This is a genomic window from Flagellimonas lutaonensis (genome assembly GCF_000963865.1).
In the GTDB taxonomy this organism is placed as follows: Bacteria; Bacteroidota; Bacteroidia; order Flavobacteriales; family Flavobacteriaceae; genus Flagellimonas_A; species Flagellimonas_A lutaonensis.
Map to the genome: position 1 here is coordinate 2,067,635 of NZ_CP011071.1, position 22,648 is coordinate 2,090,282.

The following is a 22,648-nucleotide window of genomic DNA, read 5'->3' on the forward strand; positions in this document are numbered from 1 at the left end:
TGGGCGCTACTTTTTTTAAAATAACACAATCACTTTCAATTCATTGCAAAAGAACCCGGTGACTGCTATCTTTGCAGGCCAATAACGATACTACATGAAGTCGGCGGTAGGTACGGTCAAAACCACATCTTTTTCTTTGATTTTTGCTGATTTTAAAGAAATCACCAAGGTGCGTCTGGCGGTCAGTGTGGTTTTCTCTTCCATTGCAGGATATTTCTTGGGTGCCTATTCCATTGACATTGGTTCAGTGTTGTTGTTGGCTTTTGGCGGGTATTGCATGGTGGGGGCCTCAAACGCTTACAACCAAGTAATCGAAAGAGACCTTGACGCCCTTATGAAACGCACCAAGAACCGGCCTATTCCCGCTGGTAGAATGTCGGTAAACTCGGCCATGGCGATTGCCATAACCATGACCCTTTTGGGTGTTTTGGCACTCTATATATTGAGTCCGAAAACGGCTATGTTCGGGGCTATCTCGATTTTTTTGTACACCTGTGTGTATACCCCGTTGAAAACAGTTACCCCGTTGTCGGTATTTGCCGGTGCCATACCGGGTGCCATACCCTTTATGTTGGGGTGGGTGGCGGCCACCGATGATTTTGGCATCGAGCCGGGGACCCTTTTCATGATCCAGTTTTTTTGGCAGTTTCCGCATTTTTGGGCCTTGGGCTGGATGCTGCAGGACGATTATAGAAAAGGCGGTTTCAAAATGTTGCCCACAGGCAAGAAAGATGGCGGCACGGCCTTACAGATAATTTTATATACCATATGGATGATTGTTATCTCGATCATGCCGGCCTTTGGTTTTACGGGTCGTCTGCACCTTTCTTTGGGTGCGGCGGGCATAGTATTGCTGTTGGGGCTGGTCATGTTGGTATTTGCCTTTAGACTTTATGAGAAAAAAGACAATCTATCGGCCAGGCGCTTGATGCTGGCCAGTGTTTCGTACATTACATTGATGCAACTAGTATACGTAATCGATAAATTTATTTGAGTTGGGAATGGATTTGACACAAGGAACGGAAAAGGAGAAACGCGAGCGCTCAAAAAAAATGATGCTTTGGTTCGGCATCGGCAGTCTTATTATGGGTTTTGCCGGGTGGACAAGCGCTTATATCGTAAGCCGCTCTAGGGAAGATTGGGTGCAAGAACTGGAGTTGCCCAGCGCTTTCTTCATCAGTACAGTGCTCATAGCAATAAGCAGTATCACCTATATTCTGGCCAAGAATGCGGTGAAGGCGAACAAACAGAAAAATGCCACCCTTTGGCTACTGGCCACCCTTGTACTGGGTGTTTTGTTCATAGCCCTGCAATTTTACGGGTTTTCACAAATGTTGCAGAGCGGCTATTATTTTACGGGCCCCACCAGCAATATTAAAATGTCATATGTGTTTTTGATTGCCTTTGTACATATTTTGCATGTCGTGGCCGGGCTGATTTCGCTGTTGGTGGTCATATTCCAACAAATTCGTGGAAAGTATACGCCGCAGTCTATGCTCGGGCTAGAGTTGGGTGCCACCTTTTGGCATTTTCTAGATTTGCTATGGGTCTATCTATTATTGTTCATGTACTTTGTCAAATAATTTTTCCAAATACTGGTTTTCGAAGGTAATTGGGTTTTTAGAATACATCAAAAGGTTTATTTTTGCTAAAGTTTTATTAAAACGACATTTTTTATGGATACAGCGGTAACAGCCGAGTCGGAAGGTACAGTATGGGGAGGTGGCAACAGGCCTCTTGGTGCCAGCTATGGAAAGCTCATGATGTGGTTTTTTATTGTTTCAGATGCACTGACGTTCTCTGGTTTTTTGGTTTCCTACGGATTTTCGAGGTTCAAGTTCATTGAAACTTGGCCAATAGCTGATGAAGTGTTTACCCACGTACCGTTTTTTCACGGTAATTATCCGATGATCTATGTCGCCTTTATGACATTTATATTGATCATGTCGTCGGTGACCATGGTATTGGCGGTAGACGCGGGCCATAAGATGAAAAAGAATGCCGTTATATGGTATATGTTCGCCACCATTATCGGCGGTGCCATATTCGTGGGTTCACAGGCATGGGAGTGGGCAACTTTCATTAAGGGCGATTACGGTGCACTTGAGACCAAGGGTGGGCGTATTTTGCAATTTGTAAATGCCGAGAACGGTGAACGTGCCGCATTGGCCGATTTCGCCAAAACCATTCCTGATACAAGGGTAGAGCATGATAAGAATGTTGGCGTTTGGTTCGAAGCCGAAAAACCACTGCCATCATATTCGGTGAACGAGGTCATTGCAGGTTTCAAGGCCAATCCGAATATTATGATGCGCTCTGAGCAGATCATTCCTGATGTCGACAAACTGCGCAATTCAAACGATCCGGCCGACCAAGCAAAGTTGCAAGAGCTCGAGCAAAACTATATCAACCTCGAGAATATGGGAGAGAAGGCCATTTTCAAGAGAGAGGTTGCATTGGCAAAGCTCGATAACGCGGTAAGGGTTGTTGAAGGTGCCAATTTGATACGGAACGAATATGGTAGCCGGTTGTTTGCCGACTTTTTCTTCTTTATCACTGGTTTCCACGGTTTTCACGTATTTTCAGGGGTGGTGATCAACATCATTATTTTCTTTAATATCATATTGGGCACCTATGAAAGGCGCGGACACTATGAAATGGTAGAGAAGGTCGGACTTTATTGGCACTTTGTTGATTTGGTTTGGGTATTTGTATTCACGTTCTTCTATCTGGTATAATTTTGACATTTCTGGGACTGTACTGAGCGTAGTCGAAGTATAGTCGGGAATCTATAAAATAAAATATAGCATGGCACACGAACATAAATTGGAAATTTTTAGGGGACTGGTTAAGTTTAAGTCCAATGTCAGTAAAATATGGGGCGTACTGATCTTCTTGTCCTTCGTTACCGCGATTGAGGTGTTCTTGGGTATCTACAAACCTGAGGTTTTGACCCAGAACTTTTTTATTGGCATGAAATTGTTGAACTGGATTTTCATCGTACTGACCTTGGTCAAGGCTTATTACATTGCCTGGGATTTTATGCACCTTAGGGATGAAAAGAGCTCGTTGCGAAGGGCCATCGTATGGACACCTATTTTTCTGATATGCTACCTGGTCTTTATATTGTTATACGAAGCAGACTATATTTATAAGGTCTTTACCGATGGGTATCTTTCGTGGAACTTCTAATAAAGTATTAACAGATTAAAAAGACGGTTCTCAGGCCGTCTTTTTTATTTTTGCATTCAGTTGCATCGCTATGAAAAAGACGACTGTTTTAGTGGTGTTGTTCATTTTTCCCTTGGTGGCGTATCTCTTTTTTGCCTCTGGGGTGAACAACTTTGGAAGGTTGCCAATTTTGACTGAGAAGGTAAATGACCTACCGCAATCTCCCGATTCGGTAAAACTCGATGGTCAGATTACCATTTTAGGGTTTTTGGGAAACAAAATCGAACAACGAAAAGGAAACGTTTTCAATCTCAACCAGAAAATCTACAAGCGTTTCAATGGCTTCAAAGACCTTCAGTTTGTGATGGTGGCTCCCGAAGGTTCTGAAGAAAACGTACAAGCGTTGAAAAAAGAGCTGGGCTCTTTCACCGATACCCAAAACTGGAAGTTTGTGTATTCGACTCCTTCAGAAATCAAAGAACTTTTCGAAAGTCTTCAGACCAATTTGAACCTTGATGACAGTTTGTTTACGCCCTATGTCTTCATTATTGACAAAGAGCGCAATCTTCGGGGTAGAAACGATGATGAAGATGAGGGGGTCAAATATGGTTTTAACACGAGTTCGGTGGCCGATTTGAACAATAAGATGGAAGATGATGTCAAAATCATTCTGGCCGAGTACCGACTTGCCTTAAAAAAGAACAATGCCGACAGCAGCCAATAAGAAACGAAAATATAATTACATCTGGATATCGCTGGTGATTCTGGTATTTGGCATCATCTTTATTCCGAAAATTGTTGATCGCCTTGCCCAGGGCGATGTCGTCAGGGATGAACGATCGGCACCTACGCTTTCGTCAGGCGAATTGGCTTATATCGAAAATGGCGCTACAGGTGAGCGAAGAAAAGTGCCACCCTTCTCATTTTTGAACCAAGACAGCGTGTTGGTCACTGACAAAGATTATTTGGGCAAAGTCTATGTGGTCGAGTTTTTCTTTACTACTTGCCCAACAATTTGTCCTGTTATGACCAAAAACTTGGTCGAGTTGCAGAACACATTCGCCTACACCGAAGATTTTGGGGTGGCTTCGTTTACCATAAACCCTAGATACGATACCCCTACGGTGCTGAAGAAGTATGCAGAAAAGAACGGCATTACCGACCCTGATTGGCACTTGTTGACAGGCGACCAAGATGAAATCTATCGTTTGGCCGAAGAAGGGTTTTACATTGTGGCCAATGAGGTGGAGGATGCCCCTGGGGGGTTCGAACATTCAGGTATGTTCGCCTTGGTTGACAAAGAGGGTTATATACGGTCGCGCAAAGATGGGTTTGGCAATCCATTGATCTATTACCGGGGCACCATTACCCAAGAACAGGGTACCAATGCCGAAGGAGAAGAAGAGCAGATATCCCTATTGAAAGAAGACATCAAAAAATTGTTGAAAGAATAATGGAAGATATTGCGCTAAAAGAAAAAAAGTTCAATAAGCTCATCAATATTGTATCGATAGCGGTGCCTGTTGTGGTCGCACTGCTGTTTGGTGTAAGGCTTCCGAACGTTGAGCCGCTTTCCTTTTTGCCCCCTATCTATGCATCGATCAATGGCTTGACAGCTGTTTTATTGATCGTTGCCGTGGTTGCCATCAAAAATGGGAAAAGGGCGCTTCACCAAAACCTGATGACTACCTGTATTGTATTGTCATTGTTGTTTTTGTTGATGTATGTGGCCTATCACATGACCTCTGATTCAACACCTTATGGAGGTGAAGGGGTGTTGCGATATGTGTATTTCTTTATTCTGGTCTCACATATCTTATTGTCCATAGTAATAATACCACTGGTGTTGAGAACCTATGCTAAGGCCTATTTAAAGCAATTCGAAAAACATCGAAAGCTTGCCAAGATAACGTTTCCGATATGGTTGTACGTGGCCATTACCGGGGTAGTGGTGTACTGGATGATCTCACCTTATTACCAATGATGCACAGGGTTGTTTTAATAATGATATTGCTTTTGTTGCTTCCGACCGTGGCGGAAGCGCAATGCTCTATGTGCAGGGCAGTGCTCGAGAGTGAGGCCGATGGAAAGGCTGCCGAGGGCATCAATAATGGTATTCTATACCTGATGGCCATCCCGTATGTTATTGTGGCCACCATTTTTTTCTTCGTCTATCGCAAATTGAAAAAATAGGAATGGGTTTTTAACATTTTTTTTCGGCCGATACTGTAACAAAGTAGGTTATTTGCTGTCTTATGTAAGTACGTCGACGTATTTCATCAATCAAGAAACACCAACCCAATGTTCGATCTAGAAAGATGGCAAGAGATTTTCGATACCATCCGTAAGAACAAGCTTCGCACTTTTTTGACGGGTCTTTCCGTGGCATCGGGTATATTCATCCTTGTGGTTTTATTGGGTTTTGGCAATGGTATGCAAAATGGCATACAACGCGAATTTGAACAAGACGCGGCCACCAGTGTTTGGGTGTGGCCAGGGGTAACCTCGAAAGAATACAAAGGGCTGAACCCTGGTCGGCGCATTCAGCTGACAAACGATAATTTTTCTACCTCCACAACACTTTTTGACGATGTGATCGAATACGAATCACCACGGTTGTTTGTTCGCGGTGTATCGGTGAATTATGGTAAGGAGGCTTTGGTGTATAGCGTTCAAGGCGTCTCACATCAGTTTCAGTTTATAGAAAACGCCCAAATGATAGAGGGTCGGTTTATCAACTACCAAGATGAGACCTCCACCGCCAAGGTAGCCATTATAGGAAAAAAAATAAAGACAGACGTATTCAACGGGGTGGAGACACCAATCGGTGAGTTTATAAACATCAGTGGCATACCCTTTAAGATAATCGGCATTTATAAAGAATATGAAGACCGTGAAGAAGAACGGATTTATATTCCAATAACCACTGCACAACGGGTATTCAATGGTGGTGACCGGGTAAACAACATGTCATTTGCCCTGCCGCCGATGGAAAATTTTGACCAAGCTGTTGCTGAGGCCACAAGGTTTAAAAACGGGCTAAAAACACATTTGCAGCAGGTACATACCATTGCGCCCGAGGACACGAGTGCCCTGGAGGTATGGAGTGCCATGGAAGAGGCCAAACGGTACTATAGTTTAACAGGAAACATCAAGTTGTTCTTTTGGTTTGTAGGTGTCTGTACCATTATTGCGGGGGTCGTGGGTGTCAGTAACATCATGTTGATCGTGGTCAAAGAGCGAACCCGTGAAATTGGCATTAGAAAAGCCCTTGGGGCCAAACCGTGGTCGATAGTGGGGATGATTCTTCACGAATCTATTTTCGTAACGGCGATTTCAGGTTTTGGCGGGTTGATATTGAGCATGCTGTTGCTGGAACTTGTTGGCCCGAATGTTGAAATAGATTATGTGGTAAATCCCTCGGTCGATTTGAATGTAGCCATTGCCACCGTACTGGTATTGATTTTGGCAGGAACCATTGCGGGATTTTTTCCTGCTTGGCGAGCGGCCAAAATTCAAGTGATTGCGGCCCTGAGAGACGAATGATCGATAAACCAAAAGAGTCTGATTAGTCGGGTTGGGCGCTAACGGGCCCCTAAAACGAAACACAAACACATAAACCCCAAAAAGTGTTCAATAGAGATCGCTGGAAAGAAATTTTAGAGGTATTGACCAGTAACTGGTTTAGAACCGTGTTGACAGCCTTTGGTGTCTTTTGGGGCATATTTATACTCATTCTGCTGTTGGCCGCTGGCAAAGGGCTTGAAAACGGTATCAACCAAGACTTTGGTGATATTGCCACCAATACCATGTTCATGTGGACGCGCAGAACTACGAAACCCTATGAGGGCCTCCCTAAAGACCGTCGTTTCGAGTTCAAGCGCGAAGATGTGCAGACCATTCGCGATAATGTGCCGAACCTACGGTTTATATCACCACGAAATCAACTGGGCGGATTTAGTTCGGGTGGCAACAATGTGGTAAGGGGGCTAAATGCGGGCGCCTACAATGTATATGGTGATTATCCTGAAATCATCAACCAAGACCCGATGACCATCACCTCGGGAAGGTTCATCAACTACAATGATATCAACGAGAAACGAAAAATCGCGATTATCGGGCAAGGCGTGCGAAATGACCTCTATGATAAAGGTGAAGAAGTACTCGGCACCTATATCAAGATTCAGGGAGTAAACTTTTTAGTGGTGGGCACCTACAAGAAAAATAGTAGTGATGGGGGCGAAGAGGGGCAAAAAGAAATTTTTGTGCCGTTCACTGCTTTCTCTCAGGCCTTCAACCGTGGTGAAGATGTAGGATGGATGGCCATCACGGCAGAAGACGGCCATTCGATTTCAGTGCTCAAAGAGAAGATCATCGAGGTGATGAAGAAAAAGCACAAGGTTCATCCGGAAGACAACCGTGCCATCGGCTATTTTGACCTGTACGAACAGTACAATCGGGTTGAAAGTTTGTTTGCGGGCATGCGATGGATTGCCATAATAGTAGGCACTTTTGTGCTGCTTTCGGGCATAATCGGGGTGAGCAACATCATGCTTATTGTGGTAAAAGAACGAACCAAAGAAATAGGTATACGTAGGGCACTGGGCGAAGACCCATGGTCTATAAAGAAACAGGTATTGATGGAGTCGATATTCTTGACCATCATATCGGGCATGGCGGGCATAATTTTCGGAGCGGTCTTTATTTACGGGGTCAATGCCCTATTAGAAAATGTAGGGCCCGTAGACATGTTCATGAACCCAAGTGTCAGTATACAAGTTGTGGCCACCGCTTTGTTGGTCTTGGTCGTTTCCGGGTTTTTGGCGGGGTTCATACCGGCACAGAGTGCCATTCGGGTAAAACCAATTGAAGCGCTCAGAAATGAATAATATTAATCAATCAAATAACTGAAAAATGAAAAAATCGGTAACCATTGTTATCCTTTTGGTAATCGTCATCGCATTTGGTGGTGCCATGTATTATTTGTACCAAAAAAATTCGCAAGACCCGGTAATCTACGCTACCGAGACACCCACCAAACAGACCATCATTAAAAAAACGGTCGCGACCGGAAGTATTTTGCCCTTGGAAGAGGTACTGATAAAACCCAATATTTCAGGTGTTATAGAGGAGGTCTATGTAGAAGGCGGCGATTATGTGAAGTCAGGCGATTTGATCGCCAAGATCAAGGTAGTACCAAATTTGAATGCGCTCAATGATGCCAAAGATGCCATCGACCAGGCAAAAATCAATTTAGACGACCAAAAACGCAACTACGACCGGCAAAAGTCATTGTTTGAAAGAGGGGTCATATCGCAAGCTGACATTGAAAGGGCCCAAGTAGCCTATGACCAGGCAAAACAGTCCTATAATGCCGCCAACAAGCGTTATGATATTATCAAAACCGGTACGGCAAGTGGATATGGCAATCAGGCAAACACCTTGATACGCGCTACGGTGAGCGGTATGGTACTCGATGTTCCGGTCGAAAAAGGCAACCAAGTAATAGAAAGCAATAATTTCAATGAAGGAACTACCATTGCGGCCATAGCAGATGTTGAAAAAATGATATTCGAAGGAAAGGTCGATGAATCTGAAGTTGGAAAAATCAAAGAGAACCTCCCTTTAGAGATTACCGTAGGGGCCATCGAAAACCAAGTCTTTGATGCGGTACTTGACTACATCGCCCCTAAGGGAAAAGAAGAGAACGGTGCCATCCAGTTCGAGATCAAAGGAACCCTTAGCAAGCAAGACACGACTTTCATTAGAGCGGGGCTCAGTGCCAATGCCTCCATAATATTGGCACGTGCAGACAGCGTACTTGCCCTGAAAGAGGCCCTTGTTCAATTTGACCCCGATACAAAAAAACCCTTTGTAGAGGTTGAAACCGGTGAACAGCAGTTCGAGAGAAAAGACATTGAGCTCGGTATCAGCGATGGTATTTTTGTTGAGGTAAAATCGGGTATAGGGGCCGATGATAAAATTAAAGTATGGAATTCAGTGGAGCCCGAAGTGACGGCAAACTGATGATTTAACAAATTTTTTAATCAATTCTTGTAACAATTTAACATCTTATGAGTCATATTGGCGGGTTTCCGTTACGAGATAGCTAATTAACCAAAAATGATAGAAATAAAAGACCTTCACAAGTCCTATAAAATGGGGAGCAATTCCCTTCATGTGTTGAAAGGATTGAACTTTTCCATTAAAGAAGGGGAACTGGTTGCCATAATGGGGTCTTCTGGCTCAGGAAAATCAACCCTTTTGAACATTTTGGGCATGTTGGATGAAGCAGACTCAGGCGAGTATATATTGGACGGAGTTCCTATTAAAAACCTTACGGAAACTAAAGCAGCCCGATATCGCAATAAGTTTTTAGGGTTTATTTTTCAGTCTTTCAACCTCATCAACTACAAGAATGCTGCGGAGAATGTAGCACTCCCCCTGTACTATCAAGGAATGCCTCGAAAAGAACGGCAAGAAAAGGCCATGAAATATTTAGAGCAAGTTGGCCTTAAAGAGTGGGCACATCACTTGCCCAACGAACTTTCTGGAGGGCAAAAACAACGGGTGGCCATAGCCCGTGCCATGGCGGCCGAACCAAAAGTGCTGCTCGCTGACGAACTTACCGGAGCCTTGGATAGTAAGACCTCTTATGAGATTATGGATCTCATACAGAAAATCAACGATGAAGGAAATACCATTTTAGTAGTGACCCACGAAGAAGATATTGCACATATGTGCAAAAGAATAGTGCACCTCAAAGACGGAATCATTGAAAAAGACGAAAAAATTAAACAAGTAAGGGCAGCACAATATGTTCAGTAGAGATACTTGGCAAGAAATATTCGTTTCAATACGCAAGAACAAACTCCGTACGTTTCTTGCCGGTTTTACCGTGGCCTTGGGAATACTGATTTTTGTTTCTCTGGTTGGGCTCACAAATGGTTTGAAAAACACCTTCAATGAATTTTTCAATGATGATGCCACCAATACCTTTTTTGTTTTTCCTGGCCGGACCACCATTCCGTATAAAGGCTATAAATCAAACCGTAGAATAGAGTTTGACAATTCAGATATTGCAGATATTGAGAAAAACTTTCCCTTGTTCATAGATTATGTGACTCCAAGAATAACTAGGAGTGCCTTGGTGAAGTACAAAGAAGAATCGAATAATTACACTACCCGAGCGGTTGCTCCCGGTCACCAATTTGCAGAGAAGACCATAATCATGAAAGGTCGATACCTCAATGAAGAAGATATTGAAAATAAGACCAAGTATGCTGTCATAGGTAGATTGGTTGAAAAAGATTTATTCGGGCAAAAAAATGCCTTGGGCAATTATATTGATATCGGTGGCAGCGTTTTTAAGGTCATCGGTGTTTTTCAAGATGATGGAGGCGATAATGAGGAACGAAACATCTATATTCCGTACACTACCCGGCAATTGATTGAAAAGAACAATGATAAAATTGATCAGATTATTTTAGGGTTCAAACCAGAAATCGGTTATGCAGGTGCAATGGCTTTTGAGAAAAGCCTTGATAAGTTTTTGCGAGAAAAAAAATATATAAGCCCACAAGATCAAAATGGAATTTTCATAAGAAATGTGGCGGATCAATTAAAACAGAACCAGCAATTTGCCAATGTACTTGGCATAATAGCCTCTGTTTTTGCGCTCGGCACCTTGGTTGCAGGCATAATCGGTATCAGCAATATCATGGTTTTTGTTGTAAAAGAGCGTACAAAGGAAATCGGCATCAGAAAGGCCATGGGAGCTACCCCTGCATCCGTGATTGGTTCCATTCTTCTGGAGTCAATTTTTATCACTACGATTTTTGGATATCTAGGTATGTTGATTGGATTGGCCATTTTACAATCATTGGGTACAAGCCTCGAAGACTACTTTATAAAAAACCCATATATCAACACTGGACTGGCAATAATTGCCACCATATTCCTGATATTATTTGGGGCCTTGGCGGGCTATATTCCCGCTAGGCGTGCGGCAAGAATAAAACCTATTGTTGCCTTAAGGGACGAATGATATGAGATTATTATTTGACAGAAATACTTGGCAAGAAATTTTCGGGTCTATCCGAAAAAACAAGATACGTACAATTATCACCGTGGTCGGGGTCCTGTGGGGTATCTTCGTGTATATTGCCATGTCTGGGGCAGCCAAAGGTATGGACAATGGTTTTGAAAAGTCATTTGAGACCGTAGCTATGAACAGTCTTTTTGCTTGGGCCCAAAGTACAAGCAAGCCATATTCCGGGTTTAAGACAGGTAGACGACTACAGTTGAAATTGGGTGATGCCACGGTGCTTGAAAATAGGATTCCTGAGATTCAATATATCGCCCCGAGAAACGTAAAGGGAACTTTTGGTTCATCCCCTGCTTCTATTGCAAGGGGGCAAAAATCAGGTAATTACCCTGTGTATGGTGATTTCCCTGTCTTCACCAAGATAGCAACCAAAAAGATCTACAACGGGGGTCGCTTTATCAACGATGATGATATTGAGCAAGCTCGCAAAGTATGTGTCATAGGCGAAAGAACCCAACAAGAACTTTTTGAAGAAGATGAAGACCCTGTAGGGGGTTATATACGTATTGATGGCATCTACTTTCAAGTCGTGGGTGTACATAAGTTTGTACCCACAGCACCATTTGACTCCGATAGCGATATTTTTATTCCTTTTACAACTTATAGAAGATTATACAATTCTGGAGATGAGGTTGGTTGGTTTTCGATTGCAGCATATGATGATGCAGATGTCATAAAAGTAGAGGAAGACGTCAAATCTGTCTTAAAAAGCATCCATCGTGTGGACCCCACAGATGAGAGGGCGTTTGGCACATTCAATCTTGGCGAGGTGTTCAACAGAATCATGGGTTTTTCAAAAGGATTGACCTTTATATCACTAATTGTGGGTATTGCCACCATATTGGCCGGAATAATCGGTATTGGAGCAATTTTATTGATTTCAGTAAAAGAACGTACCAAAGAGCTGGGCGTTCGAAGAGCTTTAGGTGCTACACCGGGAGAGGTTCGTACATTAATAGTTTTAGAATGTCTGTTTCTCACCTTGATTTCTGGAATTATTGGCATAATTCTAGGCGCTGTGGTTTTAAAGATTGTCGATAGTGCAACACAAGGCATCGAATTTCCCTATACCAATCCCACAGTTCCGATACCATACGTCTTGGGCGCATTTTTGTTGATGATGGTACTAGGGGTGGTGATAGGATTGATTCCGGCACAACGGGCCGTCAGCATAAAACCAATTGATGCCCTTAGAGAAGAATAAATACAACCATTGAATTAAACTAAATAATCAGAAAATGAAGAAAATTTTAAAATGGGTAGGACTAGCGGTTTTGGTAATAGGGGCGCTTTGGGCAGCTTCCTTTTTTATCAAATCTAACAGTAAGTCACCGATTGAATATGAAACCCATAAGCCATTTATTTCAAGTATTGAAAAGAAAACCGTGGCAACAGGCAAAGTAATTCCTGAAGATGAGATTGAGATCAAACCTCAGATTTCTGGTATTATCGAAAAGATATACAAAGTAGAGGGTGATAAGGTCAAAGCTGGAGATTTGATAGCCGTAATCAAGGTGGTGCCCAACGAACAGGCTCTTTACCAAGCTAGGGGCAGGGTCAACAACGCCAAGGTTGCATTGAACAATGCTGAAATCGAATACAATAGAAATAAAAAACTTTTTGACAAGGGGGTCGTTTCTGCGCAAGATTTTCAAAACCTTCAACTGCAGTATGAGCAAGCCAAGTTGGAGCTCGAAAATGCCCAGAACGATTATCAGATTATCCTTAAAGGTTCGGCAGGAGGCTCTTCCAGTGCCAATACCAACATTCGCGCTACCGTAGATGGTACCATTTTGGAGATTCCTGTTGAAGAGGGTGACCAAGTAATTCAGAGTAACAATTTTAATGATGGCACCACTATCGCGACCATTGCTGATTTGGGCAAGATGATTTTTGAAGGGAAAGTTGATGAAGGCGAAGTAGGGAAGCTAAAAGTGGGCATGCCGTTGAAAATTAGTTTGGGAGCCATTGAAGACAAAGAGTTTGATGCAAAGTTGAAGTTCATTGCCCCCAAAGGGGTAGAAGAAGCCGGAGCAGTTCAATTTAAGATTGAGGGAGATGTTGAGGTGGATGATGATTTTATGGTTAGGGCCGGTTACAGTGCAAACGCATCATTGACTTTGGAAAAAAAGGATAGCATTTTGGTTATCCCCGAAGCGCTGTTGCAATTTGATAAAGAGACTGATAAGCCCTATGTAGAAGTTGCGGTAGGTGAGCAAGAGTTTGAAAGACGTGACATTGAAATTGGAATATCTGATGGAATCAATGTTGAGATTGTATCAGGCTTGACAGAAGAAGACGAGGTAAAGCAATGGAACAAAACCGAACCGATTAAAAAGGGCCTAGAGGAAGAAGGTGAAGAATCAGAATAACAAAATGCCCAGTATAATCAACAATTTCCAACAAAAAATCAAGAAACGAATGAGAAATCTAATAACGCTGTTGCTGGTGGTTTTTGCCATGTCTTTCTCCGAGGCGCAAATGAAGAAATGGACCTTGGAAGAATGTGTGGCCTACGCAGTTGACAACAACTTGACCATAGAACAGTTCGAACTCGACCTTGAAAACGCCAAAATCGATAAATCGGATGCCATTGGGGATTTATTGCCCAACCTAAATGCCAATGCAACTGCTTCAAAGAACGTGGGATTTACCATTGTAAGTACCTCTAACATACCGGTTACAGGCAACCAAACCACCTTTAACATGAATGGTGGTTTTAGCTCGAACATCACACTTTTCAATGGTTTGAGAAATGTTAGGCAATTGCACCGCGCAAAGTTAAATGCCATTGCCAACCAATATCGCTTGGATGATTTAAAGGATGACATTCGCCTTAATGTGGCCAATGCCTATTTGCAAGTACTCTCGAACAAAGAGCAGCTGAGAACCTTTAGGGCACAATATGCAGTTACAGAGCAAGACCTAAAGCGCACCAAAGAGTTGGTTGAATCTGGTGTGGTGCCCCGTGGCGATCTGCTGGAGATTGAGGCAACTGCTGCCAACCAAGAACAGCAGATCGTAAACGGCGAGAGCTTGGTGTTGATATCGAGGGTCAATCTGGCGCAACTGCTGCAGATTACCGACTACGAGAATTTTGACATTGCCGATGAAGAGTTTGAGGTGCCGCCATCAGATATATTAAAGAACCCTGCGAAAGTTATTTTTGATAAGGCATTATCTTTTAGAAATGACATCAAGTTTTCAGAATCGAATGTTGAATTGGCCGAGAAAGACCTACAGATTGCCAAAGGCGCCTACCTGCCAACATTGACCGGGTTCTTTCAATATGGCACTAGATATTCTGATGCTACGGGCTCTGTACCAGATGGTTCCGGTGGTACCTTTACACCAGGTTTCATAGATCAATTGTGGATCTTTGATGGTATCTCGTACGGAGCGCAGCTCAACATACCTATTTTCAATGGTTGGAACACCCGTAACAGTGTAAAGAGGTCAAAAATTAACCTTGAACGGGCAAAGCTTCAGCTAGAACAGGATAAACTTGATCTAGAATCAAACATACAACAGGCCTATGTCGATGTGGCCACTTTTGAAAAAGCTTATGAAGCGGCTCTAAAAACACTGGAAGCAAGAAGGGTTGCATACGAATACGCCAAAGAGCGTTTTGATGTGGGTCTTATGAACTCCTTTGACTTCAGTCAGGCACAAGCACGTCTCGACAATGCCGAGGCCGATGCCATTCGAACAAAATATGATTACATCTTTAGACTGAAAATACTGGAGTTCTACTTCGGACTTCCCCTATCATTGGATTAAGATGAAAGTATAATGTTTTCTTGGCCCCACAGGTTTTAAAACCTGCGGGGTCTTTTTATCTTCGCCCCATGGCAAACATCTTGAATTTAGAAACGGCCACCACCAATTGCTCGGTATGTGTCGCAGTTGATGGTAAGGTGGCATCATTGGTCGAGGAAAATTCGGTGAACTACTCGCATTCAGAGCAGTTGCACGTCTTTGTCGAAGAGGCGCTGAGGCAGGCATCGCTTGCCCTTTCTGATCTAGATGCCGTTGCTGTGAGCAAGGGTCCTGGCTCTTACACGGGTTTGCGCATTGGTGTGTCATCGGCAAAGGGGCTTTGTTATGCACTTGACCTGCCCTTGATATCAATACCCACCCTTGAAAGTCTCGCGGCCCAATTGAAGATGGAGCCCGGTGAGGTGGTTATACCGATGCTGGATGCCAAAAGGATGGAGGTCTATTCCGCAGTATATGACCACGAACATAAAGAAATACGTGGTACCAGGGCCGAAGTCATCAATGAAGAATCATTTCAAGAATTTAAGAAGTATCAAAAGATCCATTTGACGGGCAGTGGGGCAAAAAAATGCCAAGAATTGCTTGCTGTGCACAAAAACTTCAAGTTCCATACCGAGGCTTTTCCTTCTGCAAGGGAAATGGCCTTTCTATCCCATGAGAAATTCAAAGCAGGCCAGTTTGAGGATGTGGCCTACTTTGAACCGTTCTATCTCAAGGATTTTATCCTTCAAAAAAAGAAGGGCTAGTCATCCATTTGGTATACCACCCGCTGCGGGAATGGTATTTCGATTCCCGCGTCATCAAATCGAAGCTTGGTCTGTTCAACCACATAGAAATGAGCAGACCAGAAATCTTCGTTGGTGGCCCAAAAACGAAGGCTTAGATTGACCGAACTATCGGCCAGCTCACCTACATAAACCTCAGGAGCGGGATCCTTTAATATTTTGTCGTTCTCGGCACAGATCTGCAATAGAATATCTTTAGCCTTTTTGATGTTGGAACCATAGCCGATGCCAACCTCGAATTTATCCCTTCTTAGGTTCTCTGCACTGTAGTTCACGATATTGCCGTTAGAGAGCTGCCCATTGGGTACAATGGCCAACTGGTTGCCAAAAGTATTCAGTTTGGTGTTGAAGATTGAGATTTCCTTTACCGTACCGTCTACTCCTTGGGCCGATATAAAATCACCCACTTTAAAAGGTTTGAAAAACAAAATCAGGATGCCTCCTGCAAAGTTTGCCAAAGATCCCTGCAACGCCAAGCCTATCGCAAGGCCAGCGGCACCGATCATGGCAACCAACGATGAGGTCTTGACCCCTAATTGGGTGACCACCAACACGAAAAGAATAACCTTCAGCGAAATACTGATAAAGCTCTGCAGAAAGGTCTCAAGCGTTTCATCATAGTCTTTCTTATCGAAGAACCTTCGAACCAGTTTATTGATCATTCTGATCAGCCATAGGCCTACTATAAAAATGATAATGGCCAGAACAAGGTCGGGCACAATGTTCCAGAACCAATCGATGGCATTGTCGATATGCTGTTCGTAGTTTTTCAGTCGATCCATACTTTCTTGCATTTTTGGGACAAATTTAAGGGCTGCTAGAAATTTGGTTAATGCATATCCTGTTTAGTTTTGCTCAAAAGATTCAATCTGCTCCAATACCCCGGAAGAAGTGCTGACGGGTAGCTTACAAGTACCTTCGATACAGACATAGGCGAGCGTCTCACCCTCACTGTACCTGTTTTTCAGCAGTTCTATGGGGCCATCTTTTTCTGAGCCCACCAGCACACTGTTGGGTATGTAGTACTGTGCAACCTCTTTGCCCAGACGCTTGTAATTATCGCCAACGATGGCAATTTCATAAAAATTGTTGTTACGGTAGAGCACCAAGTGCAACCAATTGGCAAAGGTCTGTGCGTTTTCAACAAAATTGTCTTGAACATTGTTGACCATCTTTGCCATAATAACCCCGTAGGGCTCTTCGGGGTACAGTTTGTGAAGTTTCAAAAGGTTTTTGGCCATGATTGAATTCGATGAAGAAATGACGTTGTCATAGGTCTCGACCGACCTTCTGATCAACGAATCATCATCGTCAGAAGTGTAGAAGAACAATTGGTTTTCGCTGTCTTGAAAGTGTTCTATGGCATAATCTGTAAGTTTTTTGGCATGTTGGAGCCACTCATCTTCAAACGTAACCTCGTAAAGGGAAATATAGGCCTCGATAACGGTGGCATAATCATCTAAAAACCCATTGATGGTGCTTTTGCCCTCTTTGTGGTTTCGAAACAGCCCTCCATCTTCTTTGAACATATTGTCTTTGATAAACCGGGCATTCTTTAGGGCCATATCCAAATATTCGGGGTGACCGATATAACGATAGGCATCTACCAATCCCTGAAGCATAAGTCCGTTCCAAGCGGTCAGTATCTTATCATCGAGACGGGGCTTTTCCCTTTTTTCACGGGCTTTCTTCAGAACTGATAGGGCATGGTCAATGCGCTCCTCCAATGCTTCCAAGGATATTTCATTTTTTTTGGCGATTTCTTCTGAAGACTTGTCACGTATCAAAACATAGTTCCCATCTTCCCAGAGGCCATATGAATTGATGTTGAAATAGTCTTTGAAAATGTCAAAATCCCCTTCGAGTAATGTTTTTAGCTCATCCTCCGTCCAAACATAATAGGCACCTTCCTCCAATTCGCCTGTCTCATCAAGGCTATCGGCATCCAATGATGAATAGAACCCACCGCTTTCATCGGTCAGTTCTTCTTTGACAAAATCAATGGTCTGCTCGACCACCTCTTTATAGTATTCGTTCTTGGTAGCTGCATGGGCTTTGGCATATAGACTGGCCAATTGCCCGTTATCGTAGAGCATTTTTTCAAAATGGGGCACATGCCATTTGGTATCGACCGAGTAGCGCGAAAAGCCACCGCCGACATGGTCAAAAATACCGCCGTATGCCATGCGCGTAAGGGTGGTGTTCACATACTCCAAAATGGCATCGTCATTTTTGGCCGTACCATAGTGCAGCAGAAAATCGAGATTATTGGGCATCATAAACTTGGGCGCCCTTTTGTAACCGCCCAGGTACGTATCGAAATATTTTGACCAGTTTTCGACGGTGCTTTCGAGCTGTTGGTTTGTAAAGGGGGTGCCCTCTTCTTTGTTCTCTACCAGGTTTACAGCCTTTATTCCCTTGGCCAGATTGCTGGCGTAGCTTCGGATTTTTTCAGGTTGGTTGTTGTAGAGGTCTATGAGTTGGTTCAATGATTTGACCCAGTTTTCTTTGGGAAGATAAGTGGCGCCCCAAAAAGGACGGCCGTCGGGAAGGGCCACGATATTGAGGGGCCAGCCCCCATTGCCAGACATCATCTGTATGGCATCCATGTAAATTTGGTCTACGTCGGGGCGCTCTTCGCGGTCAATTTTTATGTTTATAAAGTTTTCGTTCATCAACTTGGCCACCTCTTCATCTTCAAAACACTCCCTTTCCATAACATGGCACCAGTGGCATGCTGCGTAGCCAATGCTGATAAGCAGCGGTTTGTTCTCTTTTTGCGCCCTTTCGAGCACTTCGGGCTTCCAAGGCTGCCAATCGACCGGGTTGTGCGCATGCTGTAGCAGGTATGGGCTTGTCTCGTTGATCAGGGCATTGGTGTATTTGTGCTTCATCTCTTCCTTCTTTTGGGCACATGCACTCAGCAAAAACACAAAAAGGGTGCATACTGAAAAAATTCTAGCCATAATATCTTTAAAATAATGTCAAAAAAAAACGCCCCAAAGGGCGCTCAAAGTTAATGCAAAACCCTTTATTTGACTTCAAAGGTTATCTTAACGTTTACGCGATAATTATCAATTTTGCCGTCTTTTACGGTGGCACTTTGCTCGTTGATATATACCGAACGTATGTTTTTAACCGATTTTGCGGCCTGGGCCACTGCTTTTTTTGCGGCATCTTCCCAACTTTCGTCAGAATTTGCCAAAACTTCAATTACTTTTAGAACTGCCATAGTCAATGATTTTTAAATTTCTTCAAGTTAAAAAATAAAACACACAATTCCCTTAAAGAAAGCAGAAAATCAGCCATTCAGGGCAACCACCTCTTTTACCTTGTCTCCCAACATGTTTTTCAGCATGTTCTCGATACCATTTTTCAAGGTGAACGTTGATGAGGGGCATCCGCTACAGGCCCCTTGGAGCATTACATTGACAGTGCCGCTCTGTTCTTCATATGATTGAAAGAGAATGTTGCCGCCATCACTTGCCACGGCTGGTTTTACGTACTCTTCCAAGATGTCCACTATCTGTTTTGAAGTGTCGTCCAGTGCTATGGTTTCCACAGATTGCGACTGCGATTCGTTGCTCTTGGCGTTGGCAGAGACCACTTCTTTGCCATCGGCCAGATAATCTCGAATAAATTCGCGTAGTTGCGGGGCCGCCTCGTCCCATTCAATAATGTCAAATTTGGTGACCGAGACATAGTTCTCGTCAAAAAAGACCTCTTTTACAAAAGGGAAATGAAAGAGTTGCTTGGCGAGCTCAGATTCTTTGGCCTCATCAATGTTCTTGAACTCGAAGGTAGCCGGAACTATCTTTTTGTTGGCCACAAACTTCATGACACCCGGGTTTGGGGTCACCTCGCCGTACACGGTGATGGCTTGTTTTTTTGAGGTTTCGGGTTCGTTGACTATGGGTTCACCGGCATTCAAATATTCTACGAGTTGTTGCGCCACTTCATCTTTGACATCTTTCCAATCCACAATATCAAAACGTTCCAAGGCAATGAAATTACCCGAGATATAGACCGTTTTGATAAACGGAAGATAGAACAGTTGCTGTGCCAGGGGCGAATCTTTTGCCTCGTCTATATTTTTAAACTCATAGCTGCCCTTTACCAAGAAATCATTGGCCTCAAACTTCAAAATAGCTGGATTGTTGGTGGCAACCACGGTGATGTGAAATTCTTTCATCGTAAATATTTTGTCAAAAATACAAAGGAAATATGAGGCTGAAAATTTATAATAATGTATTACATTGAGCGTTATAGTTACTGTTCGAACACGCCACTTGATGAAACTGACCCCAAACTTCTTCATGAAACGCCTTTTTTTGGTATTGATATTGTCATTTGCATTTGGTGCAACATCCCGGGCCCAAGAGGGGATTCCCGTGTATTTTGATTATCTGGCCGATAATTATTATCTGGTGTACCCATCCATGGCCGGTATTGGCCAAGGCGGTAAAATACGATTGACAGCACGGAAGCAATGGTTCAATGTTGATGAGGCCCCTAGCCTACAGACGTTCAACGCCCACTTTAGGGTAGGCGACAGAAGCGGGGTAGGTGGTATCTTGTTCAATGATTCAAACGGGTACCACTCACAAGTGGGCTTTAAAATGACCTATGCCCACCATTTGCGCTTGGCTAGCGATTTTAGGGTGTTGAACCAATTGTCGTTCGGTCTCAGTGCCGGTATTATTTTGAGCAGCCTTGACGAAACCGAATTTAGGTCGGTCATCCCCGATCCAGTGGTCACCGGGGTAAAAAATACCACCAGCTATTACAATATAGATTTGGGTGTTTCGTACAGCCTTTTTGAGTTTTATGCGCATGCAGCGGTGCTGAATCTGTTGGGCACTGGTCGTGACCTTTACACTGCCGCCGAATTCGATAACCTACGCCGTTATCTATTTTCTGTCGGATATGTCTTTGGAAGAAGTGAATGGCGGGTAGAACCATCGGTATTGCTACAGTTGACTGAGTTTACCGAAGAAAAAACGGTTGACTTAAATGCCAAATTATATAAAGATGTCAGCTTCGGTACCGTTTGGGGCGGACTCTCATACCGAAGAAGTTTTGATGGGGCCCAATTTCAACAAGACGGAAGCTTCGGCGAACAACGATTGCAGCTTTTCACCCCGATTGTGGGCGTAAACTGGGGCAATTGGATGTTCTCGTACAATTATTCGTACCAAATGGGCGACATTCGCTTTGACAATGGTGGTTTTCACCAAATTACCTTGGGTTACGACATTGGCCAAGAAAAGGGCAACCGTTATGATTGCTACTGTCCTGCGGCAAATTACTAGCACTTTTTGGAAGTAAAAACCATTTCGAGTCTGGCTAGGACGGGAAACTCGATGTGAGAATGGTTCCCCTCCCGAAACTTTCGGGACCGAAATGGCGTTCAACAATAAATTTTACTTCCAACTATAGTTCTTTTTGGCCGCTTGCGCCTTGATGGCCGTAATCATGGCATTTTCAAGCTCACCAGCCTCTTCTTTTTGGTGTTTGGCCATATAGGCCTCACGCTTCGCGTTCAGTTCTTGGATCTCTTTTTGGATGCGGGCACGTTCCACTTTTTTGCTTTCGATGAATTTTTCGATTTCTCTGGAGGATTTTCCTTTTAGTTCTTCTGGCAATTCATCCTTTTCAAGTTTTGAAACATCGAATTCCGCATCCTCAGAGGCATCCACCAAATCCCATGAAGAATTGTTGTAGAGTCCTGTACTCTTGCTCACGGCCCTTTTTACCGCTACGGCTTCTTCCAATTCTACAGCATTGTCATCTTGGGCCACCTGCATTGCTTTTTTTCGTGCACCGGCATGGCCATACGAGATATAGGTGTTGTTCAGCCTTGCGTTCAATTGTATGATGACATCATCGTAAGGCGTATCGATATGCACTACTTGACGGTTGTGGTCGATGGCCATGTAATCGCCACCGGTCAATTGGGCCCCCTTTTTCCAATGTGTGGAGATGCCTTGTTCGTAATTGCCACAAAAAATGGTGTTGACGATCACATCTTTTTCTTTTGCTTGTAAGGCGGCATCCTTATAATCTAGTTTGCCCTGTGTAAAGGGTTCGTTGCCGGCAATAAAGATCATTTTAAGGTCGTCTTTGTTCTTGCCCCAGTCCAATTGTCTCAAAGAAGTATGTATTACCTGTCCGCAATATTCTTCACCACCATTGGTAGTGAGCGAAAAGAGTTTTTCTGAAATTTCATCGAGATCGCTACTGATGAAACCTATCACCTGACGAATGTACCCCTCTCGTGACGAAAGGTTGTCATTGCCATACTCATATAGGGCTATCTGCAGTAACGGACGACTATCATTGCCACAACGGGCATAGCTGAACTCGTTCACGATGTCCCACAATTGTGCTTTGGCTTGGTTGATGAGCCCATCCATACTGTTACTGGTATCCAACAACAGCGCTATTTTGACATACTGTTTTGAGGGTTTGGTACTTTTGGCTTCGGCCAACAAAACCGTTGGTTCTTGTTTTTTTGTGTTTGCCTCACAGGCTATGGGTGCTGCTATGGCCAATGCTAAAAAACCTGATTTCAATATATTTTTGATATTTCTCATAGTCGAATTGTTTTTGATGTTGTCGGCGTAAATCTATCGGCGATTTTTTGTAATTAAAATCCATAAAGAGTGTATACGCCCAATCAGTGAGTGAATGGGTGCCGTTTTTTAGCCCACTGGCATAAAAGCCCTGTTTTTTGCGCGTTTTGGGCATTTTATCATTTTTTCGTCCGCATTAAATCAAGTAAGTTTATCATCGTAATAAGCGC

General features: G+C 43.5%; 23 protein-coding genes. 18 read left to right on the top strand and 5 right to left on the bottom strand.

Features of this window, described 5'->3' with window-relative positions; all coding sequences use genetic code 11:
- The first annotated feature begins 94 nt into the window (after nucleotides 1-94).
- The 17 genes from cyoE (at nucleotide 95) to tsaB (ending at nucleotide 15,804) form a co-directional block, all read left to right on the top strand.
- Nucleotides 95-994, top strand: a complete 900-nt coding sequence (gene cyoE, locus VC82_RS09645; RefSeq protein ID WP_045802194.1) for a heme o synthase — start codon at nucleotides 95-97, stop codon at nucleotides 992-994.
- Between the two features lie 7 nt (nucleotides 995-1,001).
- On the top strand, nucleotides 1,002-1,583 hold the full coding sequence (locus VC82_RS09650; protein WP_045802195.1) for a cytochrome c oxidase subunit 3: 582 nt from the start codon (nucleotides 1,002-1,004) through the stop codon (nucleotides 1,581-1,583).
- A gap of 93 nt (nucleotides 1,584-1,676) precedes the next feature.
- Nucleotides 1,677-2,738, top strand: a complete 1,062-nt coding sequence (locus tag VC82_RS09655) for a cytochrome c oxidase subunit 3 (RefSeq protein WP_045802196.1) — start codon at nucleotides 1,677-1,679, stop codon at nucleotides 2,736-2,738.
- A gap of 70 nt (nucleotides 2,739-2,808) precedes the next feature.
- Complete coding sequence (locus VC82_RS09660) at nucleotides 2,809-3,192, top strand: cytochrome C oxidase subunit IV family protein (RefSeq protein WP_045802197.1); 384 nt, start codon at nucleotides 2,809-2,811, stop codon at nucleotides 3,190-3,192.
- A 70-nt stretch (nucleotides 3,193-3,262) separates the two neighbouring features.
- On the top strand, nucleotides 3,263-3,895 hold the full coding sequence (locus tag VC82_RS09665) for a thioredoxin domain-containing protein (RefSeq protein ID WP_045802198.1): 633 nt from the start codon (nucleotides 3,263-3,265) through the stop codon (nucleotides 3,893-3,895).
- Nucleotides 3,876-4,625 (top strand): SCO family protein, encoded by a 750-nt coding sequence (locus VC82_RS09670; protein ID WP_045802199.1) that lies wholly within the window; start codon nucleotides 3,876-3,878, stop codon nucleotides 4,623-4,625. The genes VC82_RS09665 and VC82_RS09670 overlap by 20 nt, the downstream gene beginning before the upstream one ends.
- Nucleotides 4,625-5,155 (top strand): DUF420 domain-containing protein, encoded by a 531-nt coding sequence (locus tag VC82_RS09675; protein WP_045802200.1) that lies wholly within the window; start codon nucleotides 4,625-4,627, stop codon nucleotides 5,153-5,155. Before VC82_RS09670 ends, VC82_RS09675 begins: the two co-directional genes overlap by 1 nt.
- A 20-nt stretch (nucleotides 5,156-5,175) precedes the next feature.
- Nucleotides 5,176-5,364, top strand: coding sequence for a hypothetical protein (locus tag VC82_RS09680; RefSeq protein ID WP_245615879.1), 189 nt, complete (start codon nucleotides 5,176-5,178; stop codon nucleotides 5,362-5,364).
- Between the two features lie 108 nt (nucleotides 5,365-5,472).
- Complete coding sequence (locus VC82_RS09685; RefSeq protein WP_045802202.1) at nucleotides 5,473-6,717, top strand: ABC transporter permease; 1,245 nt, start codon at nucleotides 5,473-5,475, stop codon at nucleotides 6,715-6,717.
- Between the two features lie 83 nt (nucleotides 6,718-6,800).
- Nucleotides 6,801-8,060 carry an ABC transporter permease gene (locus VC82_RS09690; RefSeq protein WP_045802203.1) on the top strand — a complete coding sequence of 420 codons (1,260 nt, stop codon included), beginning with the start codon at nucleotides 6,801-6,803 and terminating at the stop codon, nucleotides 8,058-8,060.
- A gap of 25 nt (nucleotides 8,061-8,085) precedes the next feature.
- Nucleotides 8,086-9,198, top strand: coding sequence for an efflux RND transporter periplasmic adaptor subunit (locus VC82_RS09695; protein ID WP_045802204.1), 1,113 nt, complete (start codon nucleotides 8,086-8,088; stop codon nucleotides 9,196-9,198).
- 96 nt (nucleotides 9,199-9,294) lie between these two features.
- Entirely contained in the window at nucleotides 9,295-9,999 is a 705-nt protein-coding gene (locus VC82_RS09700) for an ABC transporter ATP-binding protein (protein ID WP_045802205.1), read from the top strand.
- Nucleotides 9,989-11,218, top strand: coding sequence for an ABC transporter permease (locus VC82_RS09705; RefSeq protein ID WP_045802206.1), 1,230 nt, complete (start codon nucleotides 9,989-9,991; stop codon nucleotides 11,216-11,218). Before VC82_RS09700 ends, VC82_RS09705 begins: the two co-directional genes overlap by 11 nt.
- Nucleotide 11,219: 1 nt before the next feature.
- The gene (locus VC82_RS09710; protein WP_045802207.1) at nucleotides 11,220-12,482 is read left to right on the top strand and encodes an ABC transporter permease; all 1,263 of its coding nucleotides are present in this window, start codon (nucleotides 11,220-11,222) and stop codon (nucleotides 12,480-12,482) included.
- Nucleotides 12,483-12,516: 34 nt separating this feature from the next.
- Nucleotides 12,517-13,650: an efflux RND transporter periplasmic adaptor subunit gene (locus VC82_RS09715; protein WP_045802208.1), complete on the top strand. Its 1,134-nt coding sequence runs from the start codon at nucleotides 12,517-12,519 to the stop codon at nucleotides 13,648-13,650.
- Between the two features lie 49 nt (nucleotides 13,651-13,699).
- Nucleotides 13,700-15,058, top strand: a complete 1,359-nt coding sequence (locus VC82_RS09720; protein WP_045802209.1) for a TolC family protein — start codon at nucleotides 13,700-13,702, stop codon at nucleotides 15,056-15,058.
- Between the two features lie 68 nt (nucleotides 15,059-15,126).
- Nucleotides 15,127-15,804, top strand: a complete 678-nt coding sequence (tsaB, locus tag VC82_RS09725) for a tRNA (adenosine(37)-N6)-threonylcarbamoyltransferase complex dimerization subunit type 1 TsaB (protein WP_045802210.1) — start codon at nucleotides 15,127-15,129, stop codon at nucleotides 15,802-15,804.
- Here tsaB and VC82_RS09730 read toward each other — a convergent pair.
- The 4 genes from VC82_RS09730 to VC82_RS09745 all read right to left on the bottom strand — a co-directional run bounded on the left by VC82_RS09730 (nucleotide 15,801) and on the right by VC82_RS09745 (nucleotide 20,035).
- Entirely contained in the window at nucleotides 15,801-16,625 is an 825-nt protein-coding gene (locus VC82_RS09730) for a mechanosensitive ion channel family protein (RefSeq protein ID WP_045803364.1), read from the bottom strand. The two genes, tsaB and VC82_RS09730, sit on opposite strands and share 4 nt — an antisense overlap.
- A 63-nt stretch (nucleotides 16,626-16,688) precedes the next feature.
- A complete protein-coding gene (locus tag VC82_RS09735) occupies nucleotides 16,689-18,809 on the bottom strand; it encodes a thioredoxin domain-containing protein (RefSeq protein WP_084598196.1) in 2,121 nt (706 codons plus the stop codon).
- A gap of 65 nt (nucleotides 18,810-18,874) precedes the next feature.
- On the bottom strand, nucleotides 18,875-19,075 hold the full coding sequence (locus tag VC82_RS09740) for a dodecin family protein (protein WP_045802211.1): 201 nt from the start codon (nucleotides 19,073-19,075) through the stop codon (nucleotides 18,875-18,877).
- Nucleotides 19,076-19,144: 69 nt separating this feature from the next.
- Nucleotides 19,145-20,035 carry a NifU family protein gene (locus tag VC82_RS09745; RefSeq protein ID WP_045802212.1) on the bottom strand — a complete coding sequence of 297 codons (891 nt, stop codon included), beginning with the start codon at nucleotides 20,033-20,035 and terminating at the stop codon, nucleotides 19,145-19,147.
- A 124-nt stretch (nucleotides 20,036-20,159) separates the two neighbouring features.
- On the opposite strand from VC82_RS09745, the gene VC82_RS09750 reads away from it, so the two are divergent.
- A complete protein-coding gene (locus tag VC82_RS09750) occupies nucleotides 20,160-21,155 on the top strand; it encodes a PorP/SprF family type IX secretion system membrane protein (RefSeq protein WP_045803366.1) in 996 nt (331 codons plus the stop codon).
- A gap of 111 nt (nucleotides 21,156-21,266) precedes the next feature.
- On the opposite strand, the gene VC82_RS09755 is transcribed toward VC82_RS09750, so the two are convergent.
- The gene (locus VC82_RS09755) at nucleotides 21,267-22,439 is read right to left on the bottom strand and encodes a vWA domain-containing protein (RefSeq protein WP_045802213.1); all 1,173 of its coding nucleotides are present in this window, start codon (nucleotides 22,437-22,439) and stop codon (nucleotides 21,267-21,269) included.
- Nucleotides 22,440-22,648 lie beyond the last annotated feature (209 nt).